This is a genomic window from Cellulomonas fimi, assembly GCF_028527925.1.
GTDB lineage: Bacteria > Actinomycetota > Actinomycetes > Actinomycetales > Cellulomonadaceae > Cellulomonas > Cellulomonas fimi_C.
Genome location: NZ_JAPESW010000086.1, coordinates 1 through 5,382, shown reverse-complemented (window position 1 = coordinate 5,382; position 5,382 = coordinate 1). Strand labels below are relative to the sequence as shown.

Genomic DNA, 5,382 nt, shown 5'->3' with positions numbered 1-5,382 from the left:
CTCCCCCTGCCCCCGCCCCTCCTCCGGCCGTGAGGCTTTGGCGGGCGGGAGCGACATCGATGTCGCACCGTGGGGGCGAAGCCTCTCCTTCGGCTCCACGAGCGGCGACCCCGCGGTGTCCGCCGGCGACGATGCCCGTCCCTCGTCGCCGACCGGCCCGGTGGGCAGGCCGTCGTCAGGCGAAGGCGCGCGACTCGGCGGCCGACCACTGGGCGACGCCGGGCATGCCGGGTCCGCCGGGCTCGTAGCGGCGCAGGTCGAGCCCGCGGGCGCCGACGGCGCGCAGGTCGGCGAGCGAGCCGGACAAGACGCCGGCGGCGCGGGCCTGGACGAGCACGTTGCCGAGCGCGGCACCCTCGACGGGACCGGCGACGACGGGCAGGCCGGTCGCGTCGGCGGTGAGCCGGCACAGCAGCTCGTTGCGCACGCCGCCACCGACCACGTGGACGACCTGCACGTCGCGACCGGACAGCTCGACGGCCTGCCGCACGGCCCGCCGGTACGCGAGCGCGAGCGAGTCGAGGATGCAGCGCACGACCTCGGGCTGCGTCTGCGGCGGCGTCTGGCCGGTGCGGACGGCCGCGGTGGCGAGGCGTGCGGGCATGTCGCCGGGCGGCAGGAAGTCGGGCGCGTCGACGTCGACGACCGTCGTGAGCGGCGGGACCTGGGCCGCGGCGGCGAGCAGGTCGGGCAGGTCGGCGGGCAGACCCGCCTCGTTCCAGACCCGCAGCGTCTCCTGCAGCACCCACAGCCCCATGACGTTCTTGAGGTAGCGGACGGTCCCGTCGACACCGGCCTCGTTGGTGAAGTTCGCGGCGCGCGACGCCTCGGTGAGCACGGGCACGTCGAGCTCGAGCCCGACGAGCGACCACGTGCCGCACGAGACGTACGCGAAGTCCGGGCGGGTCGCGGGCACGGCGACGACGGCCGACGCGGTGTCGTGCGAGCCGACGGTCCACACGGGCAGGGGCGCGTGGTGGCCGACGTCGGTGCGCACGTCGTCGCGGACGTACCCGAGCAGCACGCCCGGGTCGCGGAGCGGCGGCAGCAGACGCGTGTCGATGCCGAGCCGGTCGGCCACGTCGAGCGCCCACGTGCGGGTCGTCGCGTCGAGCAGCCCGGTCGTCGAGGCGTTCGTGACCTCCGCGACCGGGACGCCCGTGAGCCAGGCACCCAGCAGGTCCGGGACGAGCAGCGCCTGCCGGGCCGCCGCGAGCGCGGCCGTGCCCTGCGCGGCGACCAGCTGGAAGACGGTGTTGAACGGCTGCACCTGCAGGCCCGTGCGGGCGTAGAGCTCGGCGGCGGGGACGGTCGCGAAGACCTTCTCGGCGATGCCGTCCGTGCGCGCGTCGCGGTAGTGGACGGGGTTGCCGAGCAGCCGCCCGTCGGCGTCGAGCAGGCCGTGGTCGACGGCCCACGAGTCGATGCCGACCCCGGCCAGCGTCCCGACCTCGCGCGTCGCGGCCCGCAGCCCGTCGAGCACGCCCCGGTAGAGGTGCAGCACGTCCCAGAACAGCGTCGCCTCGCGGGTCGTCGCGGCCTCGGCGCCAGCTGCGGCGTGCGCGGCCGACGGGCCCGACAGGTCTCCCGTGGCGGTGGACGGACCGGACGGGGACGACGTCGGGGTGGTGACGGCAGGGACGCGCACCGGGCCGTTGGGGAACCGGTTGACCTCGTGGAGCACCACGCGCGGCCCGTCGGGCCCGTCGACGACGCGGCCGACGATGACCCGCCCGGAGGACGCCCCGAGGTCGACCGCCGCGAACGCGCTCATCGCGCCGCTGCCGACCGTCGCACCCCGGCCTCGCCGCCGATCGCGCGACTTCTCCCCGGGACGGAGACATCGATGTGTCGCCCTCGGGGCGTTGTCTCGGTCTGGGCGAGGCGGGCGGGTGCGAGCCGGACGTCACCCGTGGTCCCACGCCGCTCGGCGGCGGAGGTGAGGGCGAGCCGGAGGGCGAGGGTCGGCGTGAACCTCGCGGCAGCCCGCCGGGAGGGCGGGGTCATCGGAGGAAGGCGGCGGCCACGCCCGAGTCGACGGGGACGTGCAGGCCCGTCGTCTGGACCAGGTCCGGGCCGGTCAGCGCGAAGACCGCGGCGGCGACGTGCTCGGGCAGCACCTCGCGCTTGAGGAGCGTGCGCTGCGCGTAGTAGGCGCCCAGCTCGGACTCCGGCACGCCGTAGACGGCCGCGCGCTGCGCACCCCACCCGCCCGCGAAGATGCCCGAGCCGCGCACGACGCCGTCGGGGTTGACGCCGTTGACGCGGATGCCGTGCTCGCCGAGCTCGGCGGCGAGCAGCCGGACCTGGTGCGCCTGGTCGGCCTTGGTCGCGGAGTAGGCGATGTTGTTCGGGCCGGCGAACAGCGAGTTCTTCGACGCGATGTAGACGATGTCGCCCCCGAGTCCCTGCGCGATCATCGCGCGCGCCGCCTCGCGGGCGACGAGGAACGAGCCGCGGGCCATGACGTCGTGCTGCAGGTCCCAGTCGCGGACGGTGGTCTCGAGCAGCGGCTTCGAGATCGAGAGGCCGGCGTTGTTGACGACCAGGTCGACGCCGCCGAAGGCCAGCACGGTCTCGCGGAGGAGCGCGGCGACGGCCTCCTCGGAGGTCACGTCGGCCTCGACGGCGACGGCGACGTCGGGCCCGCCGAGCGCGTCCGCGACCTCCTGCGCCCCCGCGAGGTCGATGTCGGCGATCACGACGCACGCGCCCTCGGCCGCGAGCCGCTCGGCGACGGCCCGCCCGATGCCCGACCCGGCGCCGGTCACGAGCGCGACGCGCGTCGCGAGCGGCTTGGGCGCGGGCATGCGCTGGAGCTTGGCCTCCTCGAGCGCCCAGTACTCGATGCGGAACTTCTCGGACTCGTCGATGGGCTGGTACGTCGAGATCGCCTCGGCGCCGCGCATGACGTTGATCGCGTTGACGTAGAACTCGCCCGCGACGCGCGCGGTCTGCTTGTCCTTGCCGAACGAGAACATCCCGACGCCGGGGACGAGCACGATCGCGGGGTCCGCGCCGCGGATGGCGGGCGAGTCCGGGGTGGCGTGACGGTCGTAGTACGCCTGGTAGGCGGCCCGGTACTCGGAGTGCAGCTCCCGCAGACGCGCGATCACGTCCTCGACGGGCGCGGTCGCGGGCAGGTCGACGACGAGCGGCGACACCTTGGTCCGCAGGAAGTGGTCCGGGCACGACGTCCCGAGCGCGGCGAGCGGCGCCAGGCGCTCCCGGGACAGGAAGTCGAGCACGACGTCGGCGTCGGTGAAGTGCCCGACCTGCGGGCGGTCGGCCGACGCGATCCCCCGGATCACGGGCGCGAGGGCGGCGGCCCGCGCGCGGCGCTCGTCGGCCGGCAACGCCTCGAAGCCCGGGACGACGGCGCCGAACGGGTGCCCGCCGTCGGCCGCCAGCGCGCGCGTGCGCTCCTCGATGTACGCCTCGGCGGACCGGATGATCTCGAGCGAGCGCTGCTCCGCCTCGGCGGACGTGTCGCCCCACGCGGTGATGCCGTGCCCGCCGAGCACGCAGCCGATCGCCTGCGGGTTCTTCTCCTTGATCTCGGCGATGTCGAGGCCCAGCTGGAACCCGGGCCGGCGCCACGGCACCCACACGACCGAGTCGCCGAAGATCTCGTGCGTGAGCTCCTCGCCGTCGGCCGCCGTCGCGATCGCGATGCCGGCGTCGGGGTGCAGGTGGTCGACGTGCGCGGCGTCGACGAGCCCGTGCATCGCGGTGTCGATCGACGGTGCCGCGCCGCCCTTGCCGTGCAGGCAGTAGTCGAACGCGGCGACCATCTCGTCCTCGCGGTCGACGCCCGGGTAGACGTCGACGAGGGCGCGCAGCCGGTCGAGCCGGAGGACCGCGAGGTTCTTCGGCGTGAGCGTGCCGAGGTCGCCCCCGGAGCCCTTGACCCACAGCAGCTCGACGTCCTGGCCCGTCACGGGGTCGGTGGCCGTGCCCTTGGCGGACGTGTTGCCGCCCGCGTAGTTGGTCACGCGCGGGTCGGAGCCCAGGCGGTTCGAGCGGGCGACGAGGTCCGCCACGGTCGTCTCGGTCATGACTCTCAGGCTCCCCATCCGGCCTGCGTGCCACCGACACGCTCGGCGACGATCGTCTCGGCGTACCCGGACCGCGCGTACGCGGCCAGGGGCTCAGGGTCGAGGCCCTGCTCGGCGCGCAGCTCGGCGAGCAGCGGCCGCACGTCGGTGTTGTACGCGTCCATGAGGACGCCGTTGGCCCCGAGCACGTCGCCCGCCGTCTGGGCGGCGAGCAGCGCGGAACGGTCGACGAGCAGCGCCTTGGCCGTCGCCTCCTGCACGTTCATGACGGACCGGATCTGGCCCGGGATCTTCGGCTCGATGTTGTGGCACTGGTCGAGCATGAAGCTCACGCCGCTGTCGGGCGCGAGCGCTCCCGCCTGCACGATCTCGTGCATGATCCGGAACAGCTGGAACGGGTCCGCGGCCCCGACCATGAGGTCGTCGTCGGCGTAGAACCGGCTGTTGAAGTCGAACGCGCCGAGCCGCCCCGCGCGCAGCAGCTGCGCGACGATGAACTCGATGTTGGTGCCCGGCGCGTGGTGGCCGGTGTCGAGCACGACCATCGCGCGGTCGCCGAGCGCGAGGCAGTGCAGCAGCGACGTGCCCCAGTCGGGGATGTCCATCGAGTAGAACGCGGGCTCGAAGAACTTGTACTCGAGGATCAGCCGGTGCTGCGGGTCGAGCGCGGCGTAGATCTCTGCGAGGCCCTCGGCGAGCCGGTCCTGCCGCGCGCGGATCGAGTCCTGGCCCGGGTAGTTGAGCCCGTCGGGCAGCCACAGCTTGAGGTCCTGCGACCCCGTCGCGCGCATGACGTCGATGCACTGCAGGTGGTGCTGGACGGCCTTGGCCCGCACGCGCGCGTCGGGGTGGGTGAGCGAGCCGAGCATGTAGTCGTCGTCCTGGAACAGGTTCGAGTTGATCGCGCCGATCGTCACGCCGAGGTCCTTGGCGTGCCGCGCGAGCGCGTCGTAGTCGTCGACGAGGTCCCACGGGATGTGCAGGCTGACGCGTGGCGCGACGCCCGTGTACCGGTGCACCTGCGCGGCGTCGGCGATCTTCTCGAACGGGTCGCGCGGGACGCCCTGCTGGGCGAACACCTTGAACCGCGTGCCGGAGTTGCCGAACGCCCACGAGGGCAGCTCGATGGTCTGCTGGGCGAGGGCGCCGCGCGCGGCGGCGAGGGCCTCGGGGGTGGGGCTCATGCGAGGTCCTCCAGGCGGGCGTGACCTGGTCGGGGCGGTTGAGGACGTTCGACACGGTGCCGACGCTCACGCCCGCGCGCTTGGCGACGTCGGTGATCGACGGGCGGCGTTCCGCTCGTCCCCGGGTCGTGGTGGCCATC

Annotated in this window: 3 protein-coding genes and 1 pseudogene; all 4 read right to left on the bottom strand. The window is 74.2% G+C overall.

Going from position 1 to position 5,382, the window contains the following annotated elements; all coding sequences use genetic code 11:
• Window positions 1-175 precede the first annotated feature (175 nt).
• Window positions 176-1,774 carry a rhamnulokinase gene (locus tag OMK64_RS19575; protein ID WP_272730029.1) on the bottom strand — a complete coding sequence of 533 codons (1,599 nt, stop codon included), beginning with the start codon at window positions 1,772-1,774 and terminating at the stop codon, window positions 176-178.
• Window positions 1,775-2,003: 229 nt separating this feature from the next.
• Window positions 2,004-4,076 carry a bifunctional aldolase/short-chain dehydrogenase gene (locus OMK64_RS19570; RefSeq protein ID WP_374694128.1) on the bottom strand — a complete coding sequence of 691 codons (2,073 nt, stop codon included), beginning with the start codon at window positions 4,074-4,076 and terminating at the stop codon, window positions 2,004-2,006.
• Complete coding sequence (gene rhaI / locus OMK64_RS19565) at window positions 4,064-5,242, bottom strand: L-rhamnose isomerase (RefSeq protein WP_272730027.1); 1,179 nt, start codon at window positions 5,240-5,242, stop codon at window positions 4,064-4,066. Before rhaI ends, OMK64_RS19570 begins: the two co-directional genes overlap by 13 nt.
• A 7-nt stretch (window positions 5,243-5,249) precedes the next feature.
• Window positions 5,250-5,381: pseudogene (locus OMK64_RS19560) on the bottom strand (LacI family DNA-binding transcriptional regulator); the annotation flags it as partial.
• Between the last annotated feature and the right edge of the window lies 1 nt (window position 5,382).